The organism is Kaistella jeonii, assembly GCF_000812865.1.
GTDB classification, from domain to species: domain Bacteria; phylum Bacteroidota; class Bacteroidia; order Flavobacteriales; family Weeksellaceae; genus Kaistella; species Kaistella jeonii.
This window is the reverse complement of the sequence record NZ_JSYL01000002.1, coordinates 529023-552162: the sequence shown is the minus strand read 5'-3', so window position 1 is coordinate 552162 and position 23140 is coordinate 529023. Positions and strand designations below refer to the sequence as shown.

At 35.1% G+C, this 23140-nt stretch carries 21 protein-coding genes; 12 read left to right on the top strand and 9 right to left on the bottom strand.

The annotated features are described in order from the left end of the window. Nucleotides 1-218 precede the first annotated feature (218 nt). Both OA86_RS05185 and OA86_RS16170 read left to right on the top strand, forming a co-directional pair. Nucleotides 219-446, top strand: coding sequence for a hypothetical protein (locus tag OA86_RS05185; protein ID WP_126340460.1), 228 nt, complete (start codon nucleotides 219-221; stop codon nucleotides 444-446). Nucleotides 447-613: 167 nt separating this feature from the next. Next, complete coding sequence (locus tag OA86_RS16170; RefSeq protein WP_074781373.1) at nucleotides 614-814, top strand: leucine-rich repeat domain-containing protein; 201 nt, start codon at nucleotides 614-616, stop codon at nucleotides 812-814. On the opposite strand, the gene OA86_RS05180 is transcribed toward OA86_RS16170, so the two are convergent. Further along, entirely contained in the window at nucleotides 768-1091 is a 324-nt protein-coding gene (locus OA86_RS05180; RefSeq protein WP_039349785.1) for a translation initiation factor, read from the bottom strand. The genes OA86_RS16170 and OA86_RS05180 overlap by 47 nt on opposite strands. Nucleotides 1092-1286: 195 nt before the next feature. On the opposite strand from OA86_RS05180, the gene OA86_RS05175 reads away from it, so the two are divergent. The 5 genes from OA86_RS05175 (at nucleotide 1287) to OA86_RS05155 (ending at nucleotide 8182) form a co-directional block, all read left to right on the top strand. Continuing rightward, nucleotides 1287-1730: a hypothetical protein gene (locus OA86_RS05175; protein WP_039349783.1), complete on the top strand. Its 444-nt coding sequence runs from the start codon at nucleotides 1287-1289 to the stop codon at nucleotides 1728-1730. Between the two features lie 64 nt (nucleotides 1731-1794). After that, nucleotides 1795-3024, top strand: coding sequence for an efflux RND transporter periplasmic adaptor subunit (locus OA86_RS05170; RefSeq protein WP_039349781.1), 1230 nt, complete (start codon nucleotides 1795-1797; stop codon nucleotides 3022-3024). Nucleotides 3025-3030: 6 nt separating this feature from the next. Further along, on the top strand, nucleotides 3031-6180 hold the full coding sequence (locus OA86_RS05165; RefSeq protein ID WP_039349779.1) for an efflux RND transporter permease subunit: 3150 nt from the start codon (nucleotides 3031-3033) through the stop codon (nucleotides 6178-6180). A 33-nt stretch (nucleotides 6181-6213) separates the two neighbouring features. Beyond that, on the top strand, nucleotides 6214-7623 hold the full coding sequence (locus OA86_RS05160; RefSeq protein ID WP_039350518.1) for an efflux transporter outer membrane subunit: 1410 nt from the start codon (nucleotides 6214-6216) through the stop codon (nucleotides 7621-7623). Between the two features lie 34 nt (nucleotides 7624-7657). Next, nucleotides 7658-8182: a 2'-5' RNA ligase family protein gene (locus OA86_RS05155; RefSeq protein WP_039349777.1), complete on the top strand. Its 525-nt coding sequence runs from the start codon at nucleotides 7658-7660 to the stop codon at nucleotides 8180-8182. A 63-nt stretch (nucleotides 8183-8245) separates the two neighbouring features. Here OA86_RS05155 and OA86_RS05150 read toward each other — a convergent pair whose 3' ends face one another. Next, nucleotides 8246-8782: an RNA methyltransferase gene (locus OA86_RS05150; protein WP_039349775.1), complete on the bottom strand. Its 537-nt coding sequence runs from the start codon at nucleotides 8780-8782 to the stop codon at nucleotides 8246-8248. 178 nt (nucleotides 8783-8960) lie between these two features. On the opposite strand from OA86_RS05150, the gene OA86_RS05145 reads away from it, so the two are divergent. The 3 genes from OA86_RS05145 to OA86_RS05135 all read left to right on the top strand — a co-directional run bounded on the left by OA86_RS05145 (nucleotide 8961) and on the right by OA86_RS05135 (nucleotide 13655). After that, entirely contained in the window at nucleotides 8961-10508 is a 1548-nt protein-coding gene (locus tag OA86_RS05145; RefSeq protein ID WP_052257396.1) for a T9SS type A sorting domain-containing protein, read from the top strand. Between the two features lie 148 nt (nucleotides 10509-10656). After that, entirely contained in the window at nucleotides 10657-13242 is a 2586-nt protein-coding gene (gene mutS / locus OA86_RS05140; protein ID WP_126340459.1) for a DNA mismatch repair protein MutS, read from the top strand. Nucleotides 13243-13274: 32 nt separating this feature from the next. Continuing rightward, nucleotides 13275-13655, top strand: coding sequence for a ribosomal maturation YjgA family protein (locus OA86_RS05135; protein ID WP_039349770.1), 381 nt, complete (start codon nucleotides 13275-13277; stop codon nucleotides 13653-13655). Nucleotides 13656-13744: 89 nt separating this feature from the next. Here the strand turns inward: OA86_RS05135 and OA86_RS05130 are convergent, their stop codons facing one another. The 5 genes from OA86_RS05130 to OA86_RS05110 all read right to left on the bottom strand — a co-directional run bounded on the left by OA86_RS05130 (nucleotide 13745) and on the right by OA86_RS05110 (nucleotide 18274). Next, complete coding sequence (locus OA86_RS05130; RefSeq protein ID WP_126340458.1) at nucleotides 13745-14167, bottom strand: hypothetical protein; 423 nt, start codon at nucleotides 14165-14167, stop codon at nucleotides 13745-13747. Between the two features lie 391 nt (nucleotides 14168-14558). Further along, nucleotides 14559-14963, bottom strand: coding sequence for an energy transducer TonB (locus tag OA86_RS05125; protein WP_039349768.1), 405 nt, complete (start codon nucleotides 14961-14963; stop codon nucleotides 14559-14561). A 9-nt stretch (nucleotides 14964-14972) separates the two neighbouring features. Further along, nucleotides 14973-16811, bottom strand: a complete 1839-nt coding sequence (locus OA86_RS05120) for an ABC transporter ATP-binding protein (RefSeq protein WP_039349765.1) — start codon at nucleotides 16809-16811, stop codon at nucleotides 14973-14975. Nucleotides 16812-16861: 50 nt separating this feature from the next. Beyond that, nucleotides 16862-17785, bottom strand: a complete 924-nt coding sequence (locus tag OA86_RS05115; RefSeq protein WP_039349762.1) for a M28 family metallopeptidase — start codon at nucleotides 17783-17785, stop codon at nucleotides 16862-16864. Between the two features lie 99 nt (nucleotides 17786-17884). Beyond that, complete coding sequence (locus tag OA86_RS05110; protein WP_039349759.1) at nucleotides 17885-18274, bottom strand: DUF4293 family protein; 390 nt, start codon at nucleotides 18272-18274, stop codon at nucleotides 17885-17887. Between the two features lie 155 nt (nucleotides 18275-18429). Here OA86_RS05110 and rho point away from each other — a divergent pair, with 155 nt between their 5' ends. Continuing rightward, nucleotides 18430-20370 carry a transcription termination factor Rho gene (rho, locus tag OA86_RS05105; RefSeq protein WP_039349755.1) on the top strand — a complete coding sequence of 647 codons (1941 nt, stop codon included), beginning with the start codon at nucleotides 18430-18432 and terminating at the stop codon, nucleotides 20368-20370. 145 nt (nucleotides 20371-20515) lie between these two features. After that, nucleotides 20516-21112, top strand: coding sequence for a superoxide dismutase (locus OA86_RS05100; RefSeq protein WP_039349753.1), 597 nt, complete (start codon nucleotides 20516-20518; stop codon nucleotides 21110-21112). Between the two features lie 84 nt (nucleotides 21113-21196). Here the strand turns inward: OA86_RS05100 and OA86_RS05095 are convergent, their stop codons facing one another. Continuing rightward, nucleotides 21197-21604 (bottom strand): DUF6146 family protein, encoded by a 408-nt coding sequence (locus tag OA86_RS05095; protein ID WP_246008024.1) that lies wholly within the window; start codon nucleotides 21602-21604, stop codon nucleotides 21197-21199. A 91-nt stretch (nucleotides 21605-21695) separates the two neighbouring features. Next, nucleotides 21696-22898 (bottom strand): endonuclease/exonuclease/phosphatase family protein, encoded by a 1203-nt coding sequence (locus OA86_RS05090; RefSeq protein WP_039349748.1) that lies wholly within the window; start codon nucleotides 22896-22898, stop codon nucleotides 21696-21698. Between the last annotated feature and the right edge of the window lie 242 nt (nucleotides 22899-23140).

Sequence of the window (23140 nt, the reverse complement as noted above, 5' to 3'; positions counted from 1 at the left end):
TAAAAAGTCCTTAAAAAAGGATCTTAAAGGTAGTAAAATTTCTGAAGTAATGTTAATATTAATTAATTTCCTGTTAAAAAAATGGTAACCTTAGATCGATATTTTTGCAAATAAAAATGGAATGAAATTTTATCTTTTATTCTCTATTTCTATATTTTTTAGGATTGGCTCTAATGTCATTTAATCCTTTAGATAGAGGTTTTAAAAATGAATGTACCATGATTAGCAAAGGACTGCTCAATTTCAAAAATAATATTGACGTTTTAAAATCAGATGTTTATCTTTTTTCTGAAGATAAAATATCTCTTGAAAAGTTAAAAAAGACCTTAAAATTAACATATAATTCTTACAAAGAAATAGAATTTTATATTGCCTATCATTATCCCGAATATGCAAAAACAAATCTCAATGCTGCGCCATTATTTCGTTTAGAAGCAGCATATTAATGACGTGAAGTTTGCAAAAGATATAAAATATCTGGAGTTCCAAGAAAACGGCATCGCAAAGTTACCCGAAATTTATTCCGATTAAAAAATTTAGAATTTTAAACAGCAGTCAAAATAATATTAAAGAAATTTCGTGCAAAGTAAAAGGATTAAAAAATATCGTAAGTATGAATCTTGCGAATAATCAATTGAAAGATCTTCCGGAAGAATTTAAAAATTTAAAAAAGCTAAAAACTCTTATTCTCACAGGAAATTCCATAGAAAAATCAACCACCTTCAGGTTGCAAAAAATGATGCCTAAGACAAAGATCTATTTCTTATTTATCCACCAACTCGTTTTGTTTTATAACCCATTTCTTTTAGAATAGTCATTATTTTGTCACGGTTATCACCTTGAATGATGATCATTCCATCCTTTTCCGAACCACCAATTCCTAAAGTTGTTTTGATCTTTTTTGAAATCTTTTTCAACTCTTCATCGCTTCCTTCAAAACCTTCAACTAAAGTTACGGGTTTACCGTGTCTGCCTTTTTTTTCGAATTTACAAACAAGTGGTTCTTGCTGCACAAATTTTTCTGCGGGCATTTCAAAATCCTGTTCTTTGTGGTCAGGAAAAATATTTTTGAGTTGATCTCTTAAATCCATCTAACAAAACTAATAAATTAAAGTAGAATTCTCTTAATGATCTTTGACTAGACTTATCTCTTATTCTGGTAAAATGTAATTCTGAATAGTAAGGATGATTTATTATGTATATCATAAAAAAGTCTTAAAATTTAGTTTTGGTTCGTTTTGTTCAGAACTAAATTGTAGTTTTGCTCTTTAATTTTAAAATTAATAATGAAAATAGACAAAGAAATCTTTAGAGAAATGGTTAATTTTTATGGAGAAGCCTTCCATTTACCGCCACTTGCTGCGAAGATTTATGCTTATCTTATTTTTGATTTTGAAAGGAAGGGCATTTCTTTTGATGAGTTTGTAGAAATTTTTTCTGCGAGTAAAAGTTCAGTTTCATCTAGTCTTAATCTGCTTTTAAATCTTAATATTATTAAAGATTTTAATAAAATTGATGAAAGAAAACGTTTTTTCGTAATGAATGAAAAATATATGAAAATACGCTTCGAAGAAATTATCGAAAAAATGGAGCGCGAATTATTACTTTTAGAGAATCTCAAAAAATTTAGGGATACCGATTGTGAAGTTGCTCTTCAAAAATTTGAAACTTACACCAACCTCTTTAAGAAAAATATTACCAATATAAAGGACACACTTGATCAACTTTAAATAATAGCAAATACTAACTTCATTTATAGGAAATTGGATGAAGTTCAATTAGAAAATTAAATTCATGAAAAATAAAATCATTCTATTATCCTTCTTTGTTTTGTCGGTTTTATCCTGCAAAAAGAAAGACCAAAAACCACCTCAAGGTCCAAAAGTTGTTTCTACAGTTGCAGTAGAAAATAGAAATGTCACGGGTTATTCTACATTTCCGGCGAGTATCGAAGGTCGGGTAAATAATGATGTTCGTGCAAAAATACAAGGTTATATTACCCAAGTCTTGGTAGATGAAGGACAATTTGTTACGAAAGGTCAACCGATGTTCCGCTTAGAAACTAATACTCTAAATCAATCTGCATATGCTGCTAAAGCTGGTGTTGGAGCAGCACAATCAAGTGTCGCAGCTTCTGAAGCAAATGTGAAAGCTGCACAATCTGCAGTAAACGCTGCACAAGTAGAAGTGAATAAGCTGAAACCTTTGGTTGAAAAAAATATTATCAGCAATGTTCAGTTGCAGACTGCTCAAGCAAATCTCGCACGTGCTCAAGCGCAGGTCTCTCAGGCAATTGCGGGCAAACAGGAAGCTAGCGCAGGAGTTGCACAAGCACGAGCCAATTTTCAGGGTGTTCAGGCAAATATCGATTATTCGATTATTCGGGCACCGATTTCTGGAGTAATTGGTAAAATTAATTTCCGAAACGGGAGTCTTGTTGGTCCAGGAGATCAAACACCTATTTCTACAGTTTCTGATACAAGCGAATTGTATGCTTATTTTTCTATGAATGAAAAAGAATATTTAGATTTTCTGAAAAATTCAAAAGGAGCTACCGTTCCGGAAAAATTAAAAAATATGCCACCCGTAGAATTATTATTGGCGAACAATGATGTTTATGCAGAGAAAGGATATGTGAAAGCGGTTACTGGTCAAATTGACCCCAATACAGGAAGTATTCAGTTTAGAGTTTCTTTCCCGAATCCGAATAAATTATTGAGCAACGGAAATAGTGGAACGGTGAGAATTCCTCTTCAATATGATAATGCTTTGGTAATACCAGAAAGCGCAACGTATGAGCAACAAGGTTTGGTTTACGTATATAAAGTAAAACAGGATACCGCAAAAAGTACCGTCATTAATATAATTGATCGCGTAAATAATATGGTGATTATTAAAGATGGCGCAGAAAAAGGAGAGGTCGTTGTTGCAGAAGGAGTTGGAACTTTAAAATCCGGAACTGCTGTAAAACCACAACCGAAAAAATTTGACGATATAATTAATGCTATAAAGCCGATTTTCTAAAGTAAGATGATTAAAAAATTTATAAACAGACCGGTTTTATCAACAGTAATTTCCATCTTAATTGTTATTTTGGGAATACTTGGATTGATTGCTTTACCGGTAACTCAGTATCCTGATATCGCGCCACCAACGGTTCGAATTTCAGCAAATTATACGGGAGCAAACGCGCAAACCGTTATGAATAGTGTGATTATTCCGATTGAAGAACAAGTAAACGGAGTGGAAGGAATGGATTATATTTCTTCCTCTGCTGGAAATAATGGTTCCGCTTCAATCCAAATTTTCTTTAAACAAGGAATAAATGCAGATATCGCTGCGGTGAATGTTCAGAATCAAGTTCAGCGTGCGATTCCACTTTTGCCTTCCGAAGTTACCCGCTCCGGAGTGCAAGTGAATAAACAGCAAACGAGTGCGTTGATGTATCTCACTTTTTACACCGCAAATCCGAAGTTGGATGAAGTTTGGCTGCAGAATTTTATGAATATCAATATTATTCCGGCTCTGAAAAGGGTAAACGGCGTTGGAGATGCTCAAGCTTTTGGTGGGAAAAATTATGCCATGAGAGTTTGGCTTGATCCAGCAAAAATGGCTGCTTATGGTTTAGAACCTTCTGAGGTTTCTGCTGCGATTAATGACCAATCAAGGGAAGCTGCAGCGGGAGCATTAGGCGAAAATAGCGGAAGTTCTTTTCAATACGTAATCACTTATAAAGGAAAATTTAACGACGTTAGTCAATTCGAAAATATTATTATTCGTGCTTTAGGAAACGGCGAATATTTAAAATTAAAAGATGTCGCGGAAATAAAATTAGATGCGCAAACTTACGCCGGTGTTGGGGAAAATAATGGTAGACGTGCAATTAGTATGGGGATTTTTCAAACTCCAGGTTCTAATGCACAGGAAATTATTAAAAACATTAAAGTTCTCCTTGCTGAAACTGAAAAAACTTTGCCACAAGGAGTTGGTTACAGCGTTAACTTCGACACCAATGAATTTCTAGATGCCTCAATTGAGAAAGTAGTTACTACTTTGTTAGAGGCGTTTGTATTGGTATTTTTAGTAGTATTTTTATTCTTACAGGATTTCAGATCGACTTTAATTCCAGCAATTGCAGTTCCAGTTTCGATTATTGGAACCTTCTTTTTCTTGAATTTACTTGGATATTCCATCAATTTATTAACGCTTTTTGCCTTAGTTCTTGCTATTGGTATTGTCGTCGATGATGCAATTGTCGTCGTTGAAGCCGTTCACGCCAAGATGGAAAACGGAATTACCGATGCTAAAAGAGCCACCGTAGAAGCGATGGATGAAATTACAGGTGCCATTATTTCAATCACTTTAGTAATGGCTGCAGTATTTATTCCTGTAACATTTCTTAAAGGACCAACCGGCGTTTTCTATCAGCAGTTTGGTATTACTTTAATTATTGCGATTTTAATTTCAGCAGTAAATGCTTTGACTTTGAGTCCTGTATTGTGTTCTCTGTTTTTGAAAGCACCGGAACATCACAGCAAAGAATATTCACAGATGAATTTTATGCAGAAATTCTTCAGTAAATTTAATGCAGGATTTACTGCTGCAACTAGAAAATATGGTAATTCATTCGCCTTTTTATTAAGACATAAATGGGTGACTTTAATTATTTTCGCTGCAGGTGGATTAACTTTTTGGTGGGCAAATTCTACGATGCCGACAGGATTTATTCCTAAAGAAGATCGGGGGATTTTATTTACAGATATTCAACTTCCGCCAGGAGCTTCTATGGAAAGAACCTATAATGTTTTGCAGGATCTTCAGAAGGAAGCAAGAAAAATACCGGGTGTTCAGAACGTCACATTTACGGCAAGTCGTGGTTTTATGTCCGGTCAAGGTCCTAATATTGGGCAGGCTTTTGTGAAACTGAAACCTTTCAAAGAACGTGGTAAAGAAGAGGGGCAAAGTTTAGATGATATCACTAAAAAACTTTTTGGTTTGACGGGAAAATATCCGGATGCTAAAATTATATTCTTCTCTCCTCCAAGTGTACCAGGATTTGGTTCGAGTGATGGTTTCTCTGCAGTTTTGCTCGATAAATCTGGGGGAGATATTACCGAATTGAACAAAGTTACTCAAGGTTTCGTTGGTGCTTTGATGAAGAGACCTGAAATTCAGTTTGCCAATACTTCTTTTAATACCAATTATCCGCAGTTTCAGATGGTAATTAATGTTCCGCGAGCGAAAGAAAGTGGCGTAACGATTAATAGTATTCTAAGTACGATGCAAGGATATATCGGTGGAATTTATTCCTCAGATTTCACCAAGTACGGAAAACAGTTTCGGGTGATGATTCAAGCTTTACCTAATGATAGAAAATCTCCAGAAAATTTAAATTCTATGTTCGTGAAAACAGCTTCCGGAGCGATGGCTCCAATTTCACAATTCGTTACTTTAGAAAAAACTTTTGGGCCACAATCTTTAGAACGGTATAATCTTTTTACTTCTGTAGGAATAAGCGGTTCAAGCAATCCAGGGTTTTCCACGGGTGATGCGATCAAGGCTGTACAAGAAGTTGCCGCTGAAAATCTGCCGGCGAATTACAATGTAGAATTTACAGGTTTATCAAAAGAAGAAATGAAGGCAGGTTCTCAAACTTACGTCGTGTTTTTATTGAGTTTCCTTTTTGTTTACTTTATTTTGGCTGCACAATATGAAAGTTATATTCTGCCATTTTCAGTACTTCTTTCCTTGCCTTTAGGAGTTGTAGGAGCCTTTTTTGGACAAAGAATTTTCGGGTTAGAGAATAATATTTATTTCCAGATCGCGATTATTATGTTGATTGGATTATTAGCAAAAAATGCAATTTTGATTGTAGAATTTGCAGTTCAGCGGCGACATCACGGCGAATCGATTGCTATGTCTGCAATTAATGCAGCGAAAGCCAGAGTACGTCCGATTTTGATGACTTCTTTTGCCTTTATATTTGGAATGATGCCTTTGGTATTTGCAACAGGAATTGGCTCTGTAGGAAATAGATCAATTGGAACCGGTGCAGCTGCAGGATTATTGATCGGTACTTTTTTCGGCTTAATTGCGATTCCGGTCTTGTATGTAATTTTCCAGTTTTTACAGGAAAAAATATCACCTTTAAAAGAAAAAGAAATCAATCTTTCCGAATAATTGAAAGTCAAAATCTTTATGAAAATTAAAAAAATGAATAAATACTTCAATATAAAAATACTTTCAGTTCTTTTTTCAGCTTTCCTTCTGTCGTCCTGTATGACGCGGGAAAAGTATGAAAGACCGAAAGAAGTTGTTAATGAAAATCTTTTTCGCACCGATTTATTGCCGAAAGATTCTACAAGCATGGCAACTGTTTCGTGGAAAGAAATTTTTACCGATCCGGTTTTGCAAAAACATATCGACAAAGCTTTAGCAAATAATTTAGATGTTAGAGTTGCCCTGCAAAATATCAGTGCAGCAGATTCTTATTTAAAACAAAGTAAGGCTGCTTATTTTCCGACACTTTCGGCAGGTCCAAATTATACCTTTCAAACTCAGTCGTTAAATACGCAGTCGGGGCAGCTTTTAAACCAAAGAAAATACGGAAATCAATTTGATATTACGGCAAATGTTGGTTGGGAAGCAGATATTTGGGGGAAATTAAAATCTCAGCAAAAAGCAGAATTTGCGAATTATTTAGGAACTGTTTCTGCGCATCAAGCCGTAAAAAGTGATTTGGTTGCTGCGGTTGCATCTGCTTATTATCAATTGTTAACTTTTGATGATCAGAAAAGAATAATCAACGAAACCATTAGTTTAAGAAATAAAAACCTCGAAACGACTAAAGCTTTGAAAGATGCCGGAACTGTAACGGAAGTTGCAGTGCAGCAAAGTGCAGCCTTAGTTTTCAATGCAGAATCTTTAATAATTAATATTGATGTTCAGATTTCTCAACTCGAAAATACGATGAGTCTGTTGATGGCTGAACCTTCGCATGCGATTGAAAGAACAACGATTGATGCTCAGAAAATGCCGGTAAGTTTAGCTCTGGGTTATCCCGCTAATTTATTGGAAAACCGTCCTGATGTGAAGGCAGCAGAATACCGTTTAATAAACGCGTTTGAAATGACCAATTTTGCAAAGTCACAGTTTTATCCAAGTTTGAGATTGACTGGAAGTGCAGGGATTGTTTCCGGAGATATCGATCAACTTTTTAGTGCAAGTTCACTTTTTGCGAATGTAGTCACAGGTTTAGCGCAACCAATTTTGAATAAAAGACAGATCAGAACGCAGTACGAAGTGAGTTTAGCCAACAAAGAAATTGCTTATTTAAATTTTAGGAGAGCCGTTCTCACTGCAGGAAAAGAAGTATCTGATGCCTTGAAAATTTATCAATCCCAAGATGGTTTTATCAATTTGAAACAAAAGGAAATGATAGCATATAAAAATTCCGTCAACTATTCTCAGGAATTGGTAAATTATGGAATGGCAAATTATCTGGAAGTTCTCAACGCAAGTGTGAATCAACTGAATGCTGAACTCAATATTTCCAATGCAGAATATTCGAAGTTAGATGCTGGGATTGAATTGTATCGCGCATTAGGCGGTGGTTGGAGATAATTTCTTCAGGTGAAAGAGGATTGAAAATTTTCAAATGAGTTTATATTTTATTGCAGTTGTTCCTCATAAGGAACTTCGTCAGAAAACCAAAGTTTTCAGTAAAGATTTTGCTAAACGGTTTAATTCTATAAAGTCATTTGAAAATTTCCCTCATATCACGATCATCCAACCTTTTCATTTCGATGAAAATCAGGAAGAAATATTGGTGGGAAATTTTTCTGTAATGAATTTGATATCCTCTTCTTTTGAGGTGTTTCTAAAAAACTTCGGATGTTTTCCAAACAAAGACAAACCGGTTGTTTTTATAAAGCCCGAAAGTTCAACCGAACTTCAACTCTTATACGATGAGGTTCAGCCGATGATGAAATTTCATTCTTATGCGAAAATTCATCCTCATCTTACTGTTGCATACAAAGATTTAAGTCCCGAAAATTTTCAAAAAGCTTGGCAAGAATACCAAACAAAAAGTTTTGAAGATTCTTTTTTAGTAGACAAAATCTGTCTCTTCAAACATGAAAATAAAAAGTGGAATCTTCTTAAAATCAAATATCTAAAGTAGTTAATTTAGTTGCCACGAATGCACGAATATTTTAAAACTTATTCCTGCATTCGTGGCATTTTTTTATTTCAAATATTTAAAGAATTCCCACATCACAATTCCACCACAAACAGAAACATTCAAAGAGTGTTTTGTTCCCAATTGCGGAATTTCCAGGCAAGTGTCGTAATACGAAAGTGCTTCATCACTCAATCCATCAACTTCATTTCCTAAAACCAAAGCGTATTTTTTCTCTTTATTAATGGGATAATCAGTGATGATTTCGGAGCTGGTAGTTTGCTCTATTCCTATAATTTTAAAATCTTCCTTTTTTAAATTTTGTAACGCTTCAACAATATCTTTTTCGTAAACCCAATCCACACTTTCTGTTGCGCCCAAAGCAGCTTTGTGAATCTCCCGATGCGGCGGTTGCGGCGTGATCCCACACAAGACCACTTTTTCAATTAAGAAAGCATCTGCCGTTCTGAAAATCGCACCAACATTATGCATGCTTCGAACATTATCTAAAACCACAACAAGCGGAGTTTTTTTGGTTTCTTTAAAGGTTTCGATATCTATTCTTCCTAATTCTTCGAGTTTGAGTTTTTTTGTGGATGACATTTTCGTATTTTGATACAAAAATAATTCTTAAACACGAAGAACACTAATGATTTATCTGAATTGATAAAAAAGACTTTCATTTGATATTTCGAAATCTAATTTAATAATGTTATTTTGATGCTGTATCTTTCTATTTTCCTTTGTTTATATATATTTGTGTTTAACTTAAATTCCTGCTATGAAAAAAATATTTCTACTTTTCACCTTGATTTCATCTTTTCTGACTATTGCACAAACCGCACCTTCAATCCAGTGGCAAAAATCGCTTGGTGGAAGTTTTGTTGATCAAGCCAATTGTGTTCGACAGACAATAGACGGTGGTTATATCATTGCTGGATATTCTAATTCGACAAATGGTGATGTAACCGGAAATCACGGCGGTTTTGATTATTGGATTGTGAAAATCAACAGCAGTGGTATTATCCAATGGCAAAAATCGTTGGGAGGGAGTGGATCAGATTTTGCCACATCTATTGATCAAACAATAGATGGTGGTTATATCGTTGCAGGGGATTCCTCATCAATAGATGGCAATGTAAGTGGTCATCATGGAGCATCTACTTCTTCTGAAGATTGTTGGATTGTGAAGCTTGATAGTGAAGGTAATATTCAATGGGAGAAATCTCTGGGAGGAAATAGTAGTGATTATGCCAAATCTATTAAGCAAACCACAGACGGCGGTTATATTTTTGCCGGACATTCTGTTTCAACCGACGGTGACGTGAGTGGAAATCATGGTGGTTACGACTATTGGATTGTAAAGCTCGATGATAGGGGTAATATTCAATGGCAGAAATCTCTCGGCGGAACTAAAGATGATTATGCCAGGTCTGTTCAACAAACGGCTGATAGTGGTTATGTCATAGCCGGATCTTCTTTTTCAAATGACGGTGATGTGAGTGGACATCACGGCTCCACAAATCGTGAAGATTATTGGGTCATTAAGCTTGATAACAGTGGAAGTATTCAATGGCAAAAATCCCTCGGCGGTAGTGGTATAGAACAAGCATGGTCTGTTCAGCAAACTACAGATGTTGGTTATATTGTGGCCGGATCATCTAGTTCGACAGACGGTGATTTAAATGAGAATGAAGGTATTACTGATTATTGGATTGTGAAGCTCAATAGTAACGGTAGTATCAAGTGGCAGAAATCATTCGGCGGAAGCGATTATGATAATGCTGCATCCGTTCAGCAGACTACAGATGGTGGCTATATTGTTGCTGGATATTCTTCTTCAAATGACGGCGATGTGATTGGAAATCATGGTGCGACTGACTCGTGGATATTGAAGTTAGACGGCAGCGGAAATATTGCGTGGCAGAAATCTCTCGGCGGCAGTGGTGATGACGGCGGTGTATCTATTCAGCAATCCATCGACGGAGGATATATTATTGCTGGTGGCTCTACATCAAGCAATGGGGATGTTACTGTAAATCATGGCTATTATGACTATTGGATTGTAAAACTCTCTGCGGAAGGTTTGGCAACACAGGAAGCCGACTTTACCAAAATCAATATTTACCCAAATCCTATAAAAGATATTCTCAATTTTTCAGAAGAAGTTTCTAACGTAAAAATTACGGATGTTTCCGGAACAATGGTAAAACAAATTTCCGCAAAAGGAAAATCGATAGATGTTTCTGCGCTTACAAAAGGCGTTTACATTATCTCTGCAACTACAAGAGCTGGAGAAACCGTAAACAGAAAAATTGTGAAAGAGTAGAGCAATCCCAAATATGAATTTATAAAAAAGTTTCAGAAATTTAAAACTTCTGAGGTTTTTTACGGCAAAGACAAAATTTTTCTTTTTCCACAAGATGAATCATTACTCTTTAAAAACAGTATTTTTGTAAAAATTTTATTCAATTTATCTGGGTATGACAAAAAAAGAAACTCCTTTAATGACGCAATACAACACCATCAAGGCGAAATATCCTGATGCACTTTTGCTGTTTCGGGTTGGAGATTTCTATGAAACTTTTGGAACCGATGCGATCAGAACTTCCCAAATTTTAGGAATTGTTTTAACGAAAAGAGCCAACGGTGACGGCCATATCGAATTGGCGGGTTTTCCCCATCATTCCATTGATTCTTATTTACCAAAACTCGTAAGAGCCGGACTTCGTGTGGCGATTTGTGATCAATTAGAAGATCCAAAAGGAGTGAAAGGAATCGTAAAGCGCGGCGTTACAGAATTGGTTACGCCTGGAGTTACTTTTAACGAACAGGTTTTAACTTCAAAGAAAAATAACTTCCTGCTTTCTATTCATAAACAAAAAGAAAAATATGGTCTCGCTTTAGTAGATGTTTCGACGGGAGAGTTTCTAACTTCAGAAGGAAATCTGGAACAATTATTACATATTGTCGGAACTTTTGATCCAAGTGAAATTATTTATCAACGAACAACTGAACTTCCTGCTCAATTGAAAAACCGCAATTCTTTTAAATTAGAAGACTGGGCTTTTCAATACAATTATGGGTATGAAAAACTGACGAATCATTTCAAAACCAATTCATTAAAAGGTTTTGGGATTGAAGATCTGAAATTAGGAATTGTAGCAGCCGGAGCGATCTTTGCTTATTTGGTTGAAGATACGCATCATACACTTTTACAGCATATTACCAAAATAAAACTGATTCCGAAAGATGATTATCTGATGATGGATCATTTTACTTTGCGGAATTTAGAGATCGTTTATTCGAGTCATCCGCAAGGAAAATCATTGCTTGATATTATTGATAAAACTTCTACTCCGATGGGTGGAAGATTATTGCGAAGACGATTAATTCTTCCTTTAAAATCTGTCAATGAGATCAACAGAAGATTAGATTTAGTCGAGTTTTTCAATAAAGAAGAAAATCTGAAATATGACATTTTACAATTACTAAAATCGATATCTGATCTTGATCGTTTGATGGGGAAGTTGGCTTCGGAAAAAATTTATCCAAAAGAGGTCGGTTATCTTCGTCAGAGTTTAATTAATATTCAAAAAATTAAAGAACTTCTTCATTGTCACGATGAGGTTTTAACGTGGTTATCGCCTTTAATTAATTTGGATGAACTCATTAATTATCTGACTGATTATTTGAATGAAGAACTTCCTGTTAATATCTCCAAAGGGAATGTGATTAAAACGGGAATTTCAGAAGAACTCGATCATCTGCGAGGACTTCAAACCAAAGGGAAGGGCTTTCTTGATGAAATGTGTGACCGTGAAGTTAAGCGAACCGGAATAACAAGTTTGAAAATCAGTTTCAATAATGTATTCGGTTATTTTATTGAAGTAAGGAATTCTCATAAAGATAAAGTTCCTGAAGATTGGATTCGCAAGCAAACTTTGGTGAATGCTGAAAGATACATCACCGAAGAACTGAAAGAATACGAAGAACAAATTCTGGGTGCTGAAGAAAAAATTTCAAAAATTGAACATCAACTTTATCGAAAAGTTTGCGAAAATGTGATGATTTACATCGATCAAATTCAGGAGAATTCTAAAATTATTGCTGAGTTGGATTGTGGCGTTGGATTATCAGAACTCGCTGTTTCTGAATCTTACACAAAACCGGTTTTAAACGAAGGTTTTGAAATTGATCTGAAAGAAGCACGACATCCAATTATTGAAAACGCTTTGCCTTTAGGTGAGAAATATATTCCAAATGATTTGTTTCTGTCCAAAGATTCTCAGCAGATAATAATGGTTACCGGTCCGAATATGGCGGGAAAATCGGCAATATTAAGACAAACTGCAATCATTTGTTTAATGGCACAAATCGGAAGTTTTGTTCCCGCGAAACATGCGGAGATCGGAATTTTAGATAAAATATTTACGAGAGTTGGCGCAACCGATAATATCTCTTCTGGAGAATCGACTTTCATGGTCGAGATGAATGAAGCTGCAAATATTCTCAATAATATTTCTGAACGAAGTTTAATCCTGTTAGACGAAATTGGTCGCGGAACTTCTACTTATGATGGAGTTTCGATTGCTTGGGCGATTGCGGAATATCTGCATCAACATCCGACGCAAGCGAAAACTTTATTTGCCACGCATTATCACGAACTCAATGAAATGACGGTGAATTTTGAAAGAATAAAAAACTTCCACGTTTCCATTCAGGAACATAAAGGAAGCATTATTTTTCTACGGAAATTGTTGTCAGGTGGAAGCGAACACAGTTTCGGTATTCATGTGGCAAAGTTGGCTGGAATGCCGGCAAAAGTGGTGAATCGTGCGAATGAAGTTTTGAAAACTTTAGAAAAAAGCCGTTCCCACAGTGGTTCCAAAGATTCTGCAAAATCGATAACTGAAGAAAGTCTGCAACTTTCTTTCTTCCAATTAGATGATCCTGTTTTGGAAAATATTCGGGAAGAATTATTGAAGATTGATATTAATACCTTAACGCCGATTGAAGCTTTGATGAAGTTGAATTCGATTAAGAAAATGATCGGAAGATAATAACGTTGCTAATTTGATAATGAGCTGATTTGATGGTGAAATTCAATTTAAAATATTTGCTTCTTTCTACTGTAATTTTCCTTATAGAAGTTCTGATAGCCACCGTTTTCAAAGATATTGTTTTCGTTCGGTCGTATCTTGGCGATGTGATTGTAGTGATGTTAATTTATACTTTAGTTCTTACTTTTTTTAAAGTTGAAAACCGCACAAAATTAATTACAGGAATCTTTATTTTTTCCGTGATCGTTGAAGTTTTACAGTATTTTAAGATTGCAGATGTTTTTGGTTTAAAACCGGGAAGTATCGCCGCAATCGTGGTTGGAAACAGTTTTAGCTGGATCGATATTTTGTGTTATGCAGCAGGTTGTTTGTTTTTATATATCATTATAAAAATTGGAAATCTTACTAAATGATAATTTTAAAAGACTGCTTATATTTCAGCTCTCTCTTTATTATTTTCAAAGTACTATCTAAATTCTTTACGATTATATGGATTTTAATATTACTCAATCAACATCGTTATTGGCATTTTGTATCTAAACCTTACTTTTTCTCCCATTTTTTCTGCAGGATTCCAGTTCTCCTTTATTAAGGAGATTGCGTGCTTAACTTCATTGTTAAAATCTGCGTTGGGACCATTTACAATTATATTAGTCAACGCACCATCTCTTTCTACAAAAAATGTAATCTCCGTTTTAAGCATACCATCGCCAATAAAATTTTTTTTCTTGAAATTCTTATGAATCATATTTCTAAAAGCAGGGAGGCCACCAGCAGAAAATTCTGGTAGTTGATCGACTTCAGTATATACCAAATTAGAATCGATTTTTGATATGGTTTTAATGTTGCGAGGACCCTGACTTGGAGGTTGCGAAAACAGTAAATTGCTGAAGGATATTATAATAAGAATGATAAATTTCTGCATAAAATGTAATTTTTGTAAATTTAAATAAAATATGCAAGTCAATCTCAAATATTTTCTCATCTCAAAAGCAATCTTTTATTTGAGTTTTTAAATGCAAATACTTTGACGGAAATGTTTTTTGTATGCTCTTAAATTGGCGGCATTATCAATGAGGGATTATTCTACACTTTCTCTTTCACCTTTTTAAAATATAGAGGAACTCAGAAATAATTCATGGCTTGTTGTCCTGTATAAATTTGCTAAATACACACTTCAAAATTGCAGTTATTTTAAGTGTAAAAAAAAGGAAGTATCGCCGCAATCGTGGTTGGAAACAGTTTTAGCTGGATTGATATTATGTATTATGAAGCAGGTTGCGCTCTTATATATCTATTAAAAATGATGCCGCCACTTATTGGCAGACCAAACTAAATGGCTGCGTGTATTTTGATCTCACGTTTTCACCATTTAAAGTAGCGGGAGTCCATTTTTGTACAATGGATTTTATCGTTCTTACTGCTTCTTTGTTAAGACTTTCATTGCTTCCAAAAGTTTTAATGGCATTTATTGATCCATCTTTTTCCACAACAAATTCAATCAATGTTTTTTGAATTCCTGTTACGCTGCAATCGATATTTGTAACGGTAAATTTTGAGCTTAAAAGGGTCGCGAAAACTTTATTTCCTTCCGGAAACTTTGCTGGAATAAGTTCATCAGGTGATTTTCGTCCTTGACCATTTACTGTTGGCGAAGTCGTATTTTGACCAAAAATAAAGGAGGTGAAAATCAAAGCAAAAAAAATCATGTGTTTTTTCATAATTTTTTTTTACCCAAAATTCTGCAGATCAACCAGTTTTCTATAAATCCCATTTTTACCAAATAAATCCTGATGTGTTCCCTGTTCAACGATAATTCCACGTTCCATTACTACGATCCAGTCGGCTTTTTGAATGGTTGAAAGTCGGTGCGCGATCACCAATGAAGTTCGGTTTTCCATCATTTTTTCTAAAGCATCCTGAACAAATCTTTCAGACTCTGTATCTAAAGCAGAAGTCGCCTCATCCAAAATCATTATTGGAGGATTTTTCAGAACGGCTCTCGCAATAGAAACTCTTTGTTTTTGTCCGCCCGATAATTTATTTCCATCATCACCGATATTGGTATAATATTGATCGGGTAAATTCTGAATAAACTCGTGAGCATTGGCAATTTTCGCCGCCGCCATCACTTCCTCTTCCGTTGCGTCGGGTTTTCCCATCAAGATATTGTTGAAGATGGAATCATTAAACAAAACAGATTCCTGCGTAACCATTCCCAAAAGATGACGGTATTCCTGAACTTTTAAATTCTTAATATTTTCACCATCAATCAGAATTTCACCTTCAGAAACATCATAAAAACGCGCCAGTAAATTGGCGATCGTTGTTTTTCCAGAACCGGATTGGCCGACCAAAGCGATGGTTTTTCCCTTCGGAATGGTAAGATCGAAATTTTTTAAGATCACATTATCCTTATCGTAAAAGAAACCGATATTTTTAAATTCAATTTGATTTTTTAGAGTAGAAATAGGAGTTGGATTTGGAATTTCATCAATTTTTAAATCATAATCTAAAACTTCAGAAACTCGATCTAAACTTGCCATTCCACCCTGAATAGAAGAAAAAGCATTAGACAATTTTTTCGCCGGATCTAAAATCTGGAAGAAAACTCCGATAAAAGCTAAGAATGTCACAGGATCTTTATTGGTTCCATTAATGATTTCTGTTCCTGCAAACCAGGTGATTATTAATAAAGTGACGGAACCCAAAAATTCACTCATTGGTGAAGCAAGTTCTCTTCTGCGGCTCATTCCGATCGCGTATTTCTGCCAGTTATCTGTCGTGAGATTAAATCTGTTTTTTAGGATTTTATCAGCGTTAAAGATTTTGATAACTTTTGAAGATTTCAAGGTTTCATCTACTAAAGAAAATAAATTCCCCAATTCTTCCTGTGCTGCAGTGGCGTGTCTTTTCAAGCTTTTTCCAACCCACGCAATGATCAAACCCATTATTGGAAATACCAAAAGCGAAAATAAAGTTAATTGCGGTGAAAGAATGAATAACGTAATTAAAGACGCGATGATCATAAAAGGAGCGTTCAAAACATCAACCAAGCTTCCCATGATTCCACCTTCTACGGCGCCGATATCATTTGAGATTCTAGACATCATATCGCCTTTTCTCTGTTCTGTAAAAAATGAAACGGGTAATTTCAGGAATTTATCATACATGGCGGTGCGCAGATCTTTCGTAATTCCAACGCGGTAATTCACCAAAAGATAAGATCCTAAATATCTGAAAAGATTTCGAAGCAAAAATGCTACAGCCGTAATACTACAAAGCACTGCTAAAACCTGAATCGCGCCGTATTCATTGATATTGAGCTGGATTTTATAATAAGCCATATCTTTCATATACCCAAAATAATCTGCGAATCTACCGCTATAAACAGGAACGATGTTCGTGTCAACTTCTTTATCCAGCTTAAATAAAATCCGCAGGATCGGAAGCATTGTCACGATGGAAAAGATCTGGAGTAAAGAATAGAGTAGATTAAAAATAATACTTCCGTAAAGGTATCTTTGATGAGGTTTTGCAATAGAAAGAATGCGTTTTAATGGTTTCATTTAAGGGAATTTCGGGAGCAAAATTAAGGAATTTAGAATTGTGACGCTGATTAATTAAAATCGACCTTATTATTATAGGTCGGTTTAAAATTTTCCGGTGTTAATTTCTCGAATGTTTTTCCCATGTTGTTGATAATTTGAGTCAGATTATCAAAGTTTACAATTTCTAAATTATCATTCAGTTGATGGTAATGTCGCGCAGTATTCATATCTACTGTCGAAAAAGAATGTGCAACGATTTTCTTTTTCACAAAACTCACGTTGTCGGAACGGTAAAAAAGATTTTGCCCTAAATAAGGGTCGGGAAATATTTGAAGACCATTTACCGCTCTGCCATTAAACAGTTCGTCCAAATCTGAAAATTCGTCACCCGTCATATATAAGGCGTTAGGACCAAATTTGGAAACTGTCGCTACCATTTCGAAATTGAATAAAGCTGTAATATTTTGGTATTTGGACTGTAAACTTTCAAGGTCGGAAATGGCTTTTGATCCTTTCATTCCTTTTTCCTCGCCATTAAAAGCGATGAACATCATAGAGAAATCAGGCTTTTCAGTTTTGAAAAAATCTGCTAAACCAATGACGGTTGTTACGCCACTTGCATTATCATCTGCGCCATTAAACACTTTATCTTCGGTGTTTTCGCTTGTGCCAATATGATCGAAATGCGCCGTAAACGCTAAGATTTTATCGGACTTTCCTTTCTTAATTCCGCAAACATTATAAACTGTTTTTCCTTTATACTCAAAAGGAACTAAATAAGAGTCACCGATACAATATCTTAGTTTATTGTCTGCAAATTGTTTTGCGATATAGATTGCAGCAGAATCATTTTCGGGAGTTCCAATTTCGCGGCCTTTCATTTCATCGGAAGCCAGTTTTGAAAGAACGGTTATTACTCTTTCTTTTGAAACTTCCTGAGCGTAATTTAGCGTAGAATACATCAATATTAAAAGGAAAGAAATTCTGTACATAGATAATTTTTGCTAAAGATAAATATTTTTAAGTTTTGGTCATAAAAAAAACAGCTCCTAAAAAAGGAACTGTTTCACTCAAAAAAAATCGTTGTGAGTTTAGCGGAGTCTGTCTACAGATTTTACGAGCCTGTCGTCTTTTCGAATATAAACGTTTGCAATAAGCAAACAGATGATAGAAAGAAACGGAAAAAACGGCTCAATACCTTTCTCAGGAAAATGAATTCCTCCAGATAAAGTGAGTAACCAATACGCCAATAAACCGAGCAACAAAACGTTTATAAAAATGCTGATGTTATTCAGCAGAATCTGTCTTTTGCGGTCTTTGTAACTTAAAATACTAATGAATCCCAAAAAAATCATAACTACACAAATAATAGATATAAAAGGAGTGGGTCCGAAAAGGGAAAAATCCTGTCCGGTTACGAATAAAAATATAGCGCCTAAAATGGCCAGAAATATCCAAACGGTCTGTATTCTTTGCAACATTATGATGAAGTTGAGGTGCAAAAATAGCGATAATTTTTTGCATTATTCGAAAATTAGTGTAGATTTGCATTACAAACGATCCGAAAAAAGGCAAGTCGCCCGACTTAACTTTCTTACTTACATATACTTATAATTTATTTCTTACATAACAATTTATGTTCAATATCGAAACGTTAAAGTCGAAATCCGATACGGATTTGGCTAAAATCACCCAAGATTTAGGCGTTAAAGTTGCTAAAAATAGCACAGAAAATGATAAAGTTTTTGCAATCCTGGATTTTCAGGCTTCGAACTCGAAAGTTGCAAAAGATTATTATAACGCCACTCAAACTCCTATGATTACAGAAGAAAATTCAACTCCTGCGCCAAAAAAACCGGTTGCAAAAAAACCAGCACCTAAAAAGAAAGTCGAGAAACCGGCTGAAGTTGTTGCTGTTGCAGACGAGATTACAGAAAATGCGGTTGCAATGGTTGAGGAATCTAATTCTGAGGATTTAAAGAAGGAAAATGTTCAACCTACAACGGAAGAACCGAAAAAACAAAATTCTGAACAGAAGAAAAAAAGACAGCGAACGCCACAAGCACAGGAGCAAATGTCTGCTGATAATTCCGTAGATGAGGTTGTGACAGAGAAGGAATCTGAGGTAAAACAGCTGAAGGCGAAAAACCCAAATCAGAATCCTAATCAGAACCAAAACCCGAATCAGAATAAAAACCCGAATCCGAATCAAAATCCCAATCAGGAACAGAACGGAAACGGTAATGTAAATCAAAGCGGAAACGGTAATCAGAACGGAAGTGGTAATGTAAATCAAAATGGAAACGGGAATCAAAACCCCAATCCTAATCAGAATCCCAATCAGAATAAACCGCATCATCCTAATCAAAACAGGAATCCGAACCAAAATAAAAACCCTAACCAAAACAAAAATCAGCAAAACGCAGATTCTCACGAGGAGCCGGCGAAAAAAGAATTTAATTTCGATGGTTTAGTAACGATTGAAGGTGTTTTGGAAATCCTTCCAGACAACTACGGTTTCTTACGTTCTTCAGATTTCTCTTACATTTCTTCTCCCGACGATGTTTACGTTTCTACGAATCAGATTCGTAATTATGCTTTGAAAACGGGAGATACTGTAAAAGGAATCGTGCGTTTACCAAAAGAAGGCGAGAAATATTTCTCTTTATTAAAGCCTACAGAAGTGAATGGTCGCGATATGGAATTCATTAAAGACCGAGTTTCTTTTGAATTCTTAACGCCATTATTTCCGGAAGAGAAATTTAATTTAACTGGAAAAAATTCAACGCTTTCTACAAGAATTGTTGATCTGTTTACGCCAATAGGAAAAGGACAAAGAGCAATGATTGTGGCGCAACCGAAAACCGGTAAAACCATGTTGTTGAAGGATATTGCGAATTCAATTTCTGCCAATCATCCAGAAGCTTATATGATGATCTTACTCATTGATGAAAGACCAGAAGAGGTAACCGATATGGAAAGAAGCGTAAATGCAGAAGTAATTGCTTCTACATTTGATGAACCTGCAGACAAACACGTAAAAGTGGCAAATCTGGTTCTGTCGAAAGCACAAAGAATGGTAGAATGTGGTCATGATGTTGTGATCTTATTAGATTCAATAACGCGTTTGGCAAGAGCTTATAACACCGTAACTCCGGCTTCAGGAAAAATTCTTTCCGGTGGTGTTGATGCAAATGCATTGCACAAACCAAAACGTTTTTTCGGAGCGGCAAGAAATATTGAAGGCGGTGGTTCATTGACTATTATTGCAACAGCATTGATCGATACAGGTTCGAAAATGGATGAAGTGATTTTCGAGGAATTTAAAGGAACCGGAAATATGGAACTTCAGTTAGACCGAAAAATCGCGAATAAAAGAACGTATCCTGCGATCGACCTGGTTTCTTCGAGTACAAGAAGAGATGATCTTTTGATGGATGAAACAACGCAGCAGAGAATGTGGATCCTAAGAAAATATTTAGCAGATATGAATCCAGTCGAAGCAATGGAATTTGTAAACAAAAGCATGAAAAATACTTTGAACAACGAAGAGTTTTTGATGTCGATGAATCGATAAAATATTTTTAAATATTAAAATTAAAACCGTTCTTTTGAGCGGTTTTTCTTTTTTAGCAATGTTAAAGATTTACTAAAACAATCTGTGGTTTTTGGAATTGGTCTAATTAATGATTAAATTTGGGTAATAACATTAAAACCAAAAAATTATGTTCACACTACCAGAATTAGGATATGCGTACGACGCATTAGAACCAACAATTGATGCAAAAACAATGGAAATCCATTATACTAAACACCATCAAGGTTATGTAGATAATTTGAATAAAGCAATTGCAGGAACAGATTTAGAAGGTAAAACCATCGAAGAAGTTTGCAAAACAGGAACTGATAAGCCTGCGGTTAGAAATAATGGTGGTGGTCATTTTAACCACTCTCTTTTCTGGGAAATCTTAACTCCAGGAGGAAGTAAGGAGCCAGTTGGAAATGTAAAAGCAGCAATTGAAACATATGGAGGTTTTGAAAAATTTAAAACTGATTTTACTGAAGCTGCAAAAACAAGATTCGGTTCAGGTTGGGCTTGGTTGTGCAAAAAAGCAGATGGATCTGTTGCGGTTTGTTCTTCACCGAATCAAGATAATCCTTTGATGCCTGTTGCAGATTGCCAGGGAACTCCACTTTTGGGTCTTGATGTTTGGGAACATGCGTATTACTTGAAATATCAAAATAAAAGACCAGATTACGTTACCGCATTTTTTGAGGTGATCAATTGGGATAAAGTTGAAGAGAAATTCAATAAATAATCGAATTTTCTTATAATAATTAAAGGTTCAGAAATTTCTGAACCTTTTTTTATATATTTTGAAAACCTTTAGTGGAAATTTGAATTATCGAATATCCGACTGACTTAAGCCATTCATTTTTAGACCATATTTCCATTGAACATAAGCGAAAACTTGGTATAAGCGATACTCAAATTTAATCCCATAATTCTCATTGGAATTGTAATCTATTGAAGATTCAATAACATTTCTATATCTTCCAGAAAAATAATAGGAATTCCATTCGGTGACCAGAAAAGTGTTTCGGCTTTTTAAATAACTTTCAGAATACATGCTCATAGGTTTCGCAATTGCGGTAAGAAAATAGTCATACTGCGTATCCAGAACATCCAGTTCCCATTCTCCATCATCGTTTTTGGTTGGTTTGATCTCGTGGTTTTCTTTCGTGTCCGCTATTTTATTTTGAGGAGCACAACTGATGACGAAGAGCGAAATCATTATTAAATAAAACATTTTTTTCATTGCGTAATTTTAAGTTAAAGATATAAAATAAAAAAGACCGAAGTTGAATCAACTCCGGTCTTTATATCATTTTTTTAATGATCTATTTTGAAGACTTAAATTCTCTCTGGATAATAGATACTGCTGGAAAGTGATCACTATAACCACCTGTAAAACGGTCGCCATCCCAAGATCTCAAAGGATAACCTTTCCATTGTCCTGAATCATTGATCAAATATGAAGGTGCAAAAATTTCCGCTTTGAAAATACTGTAAGTCGGAGTTAATTTCTCTGTAGAATACAAGTTTTTGGAAACAATGATCTGGTCGAAAAGATTTGGAGCGTCGCGGTAAGCTAAGGAGGCAACACCTCCTTTATACAATTTATACATTAAGTTATAATACGGCGATGTCTCCGATAATTGTGCAGGTTCGCCAACAGCTCCCAAAAGTTTTTTCACACTTGGACTTACCGGATCATCATTGAAATCACCCATTGCAAATAATTTTCTGTCTGGATCTTCGGCTCTGGCTTTATCCATTTCACCTTTCAGTACTTTTGCAGCAGCAGCACGTCTTGGTAAAGATTTTGCTTCACCACCACTTCTTGATGGCCAGTGATTCATAAAGATTCCTACTTTTTCACCGTCTAAAAGACCTCTTATTACCAAAACGCCTCTGGTGTAAGATCTTTTCCCTTCATCATTATAGATTTTGATGTCTTTTGCATAAGAATCGGTAACTTTGAATCTGCTTTTTTGATAGATGATTGCAATATCAATTCCTCTTGCATCATAAGAATTGTAATGTACGATACCATAGTTGCTTTTTGCCAAAGCTGGTTTTTTGATGAGGTCTTCGATAACTTGTCTGTTTTCAACTTCGAGTAATCCTACAATTACAGGATTGTCATTGGTATATTGTCTTCCGAGTTCAGAAATAACTTTCGCTTCGTTATCTAGTTTTTGATTGTATTTTTCTTTGTTCCAGTTTTTAGAGCTGTTTTCAGTGAAGTCATCCGCTAGAATTTGGTGACGAATAACTTTTTTCCCGATAAGCAGTGAATCGCTCCATTCTCCTTTATAATCTTCGGTTGTTTCAAGGTATTTTAAAGAATCGATTGGTACGCTTCTATGAAATGCAGGATTGTGAACGTCTTTGGTTCCATCAATATAATCTGCTGATGGCACCGTGTCCCAAAGATTTTCTACATTTAGAAAACCTATCGCAGCTCTCTGCACTTGTTTTTGCTGCGAAAAAATAAATCCGAAACTAAAAACGAAAATTAAAATATAAAACTTTTTCATTGTGAAAATTATAGTAAAAAAATTAAGGAGGTAAATTTACTAATAATTTTCTAATGAAAACACTTAAATAAAATCATAAATATGATGTTAATCATAAATTCATCATGAACAAATAATATTAATAACTGTTATGGTGTATTTATGAGAATAAAGTGTTAAAAATGTTTAACTTAACAAAAATTAAGTTTAAATTTGTTGCCCCTTAATAAATTGATATCTAAAAAGGGAAATTAAATAATTTG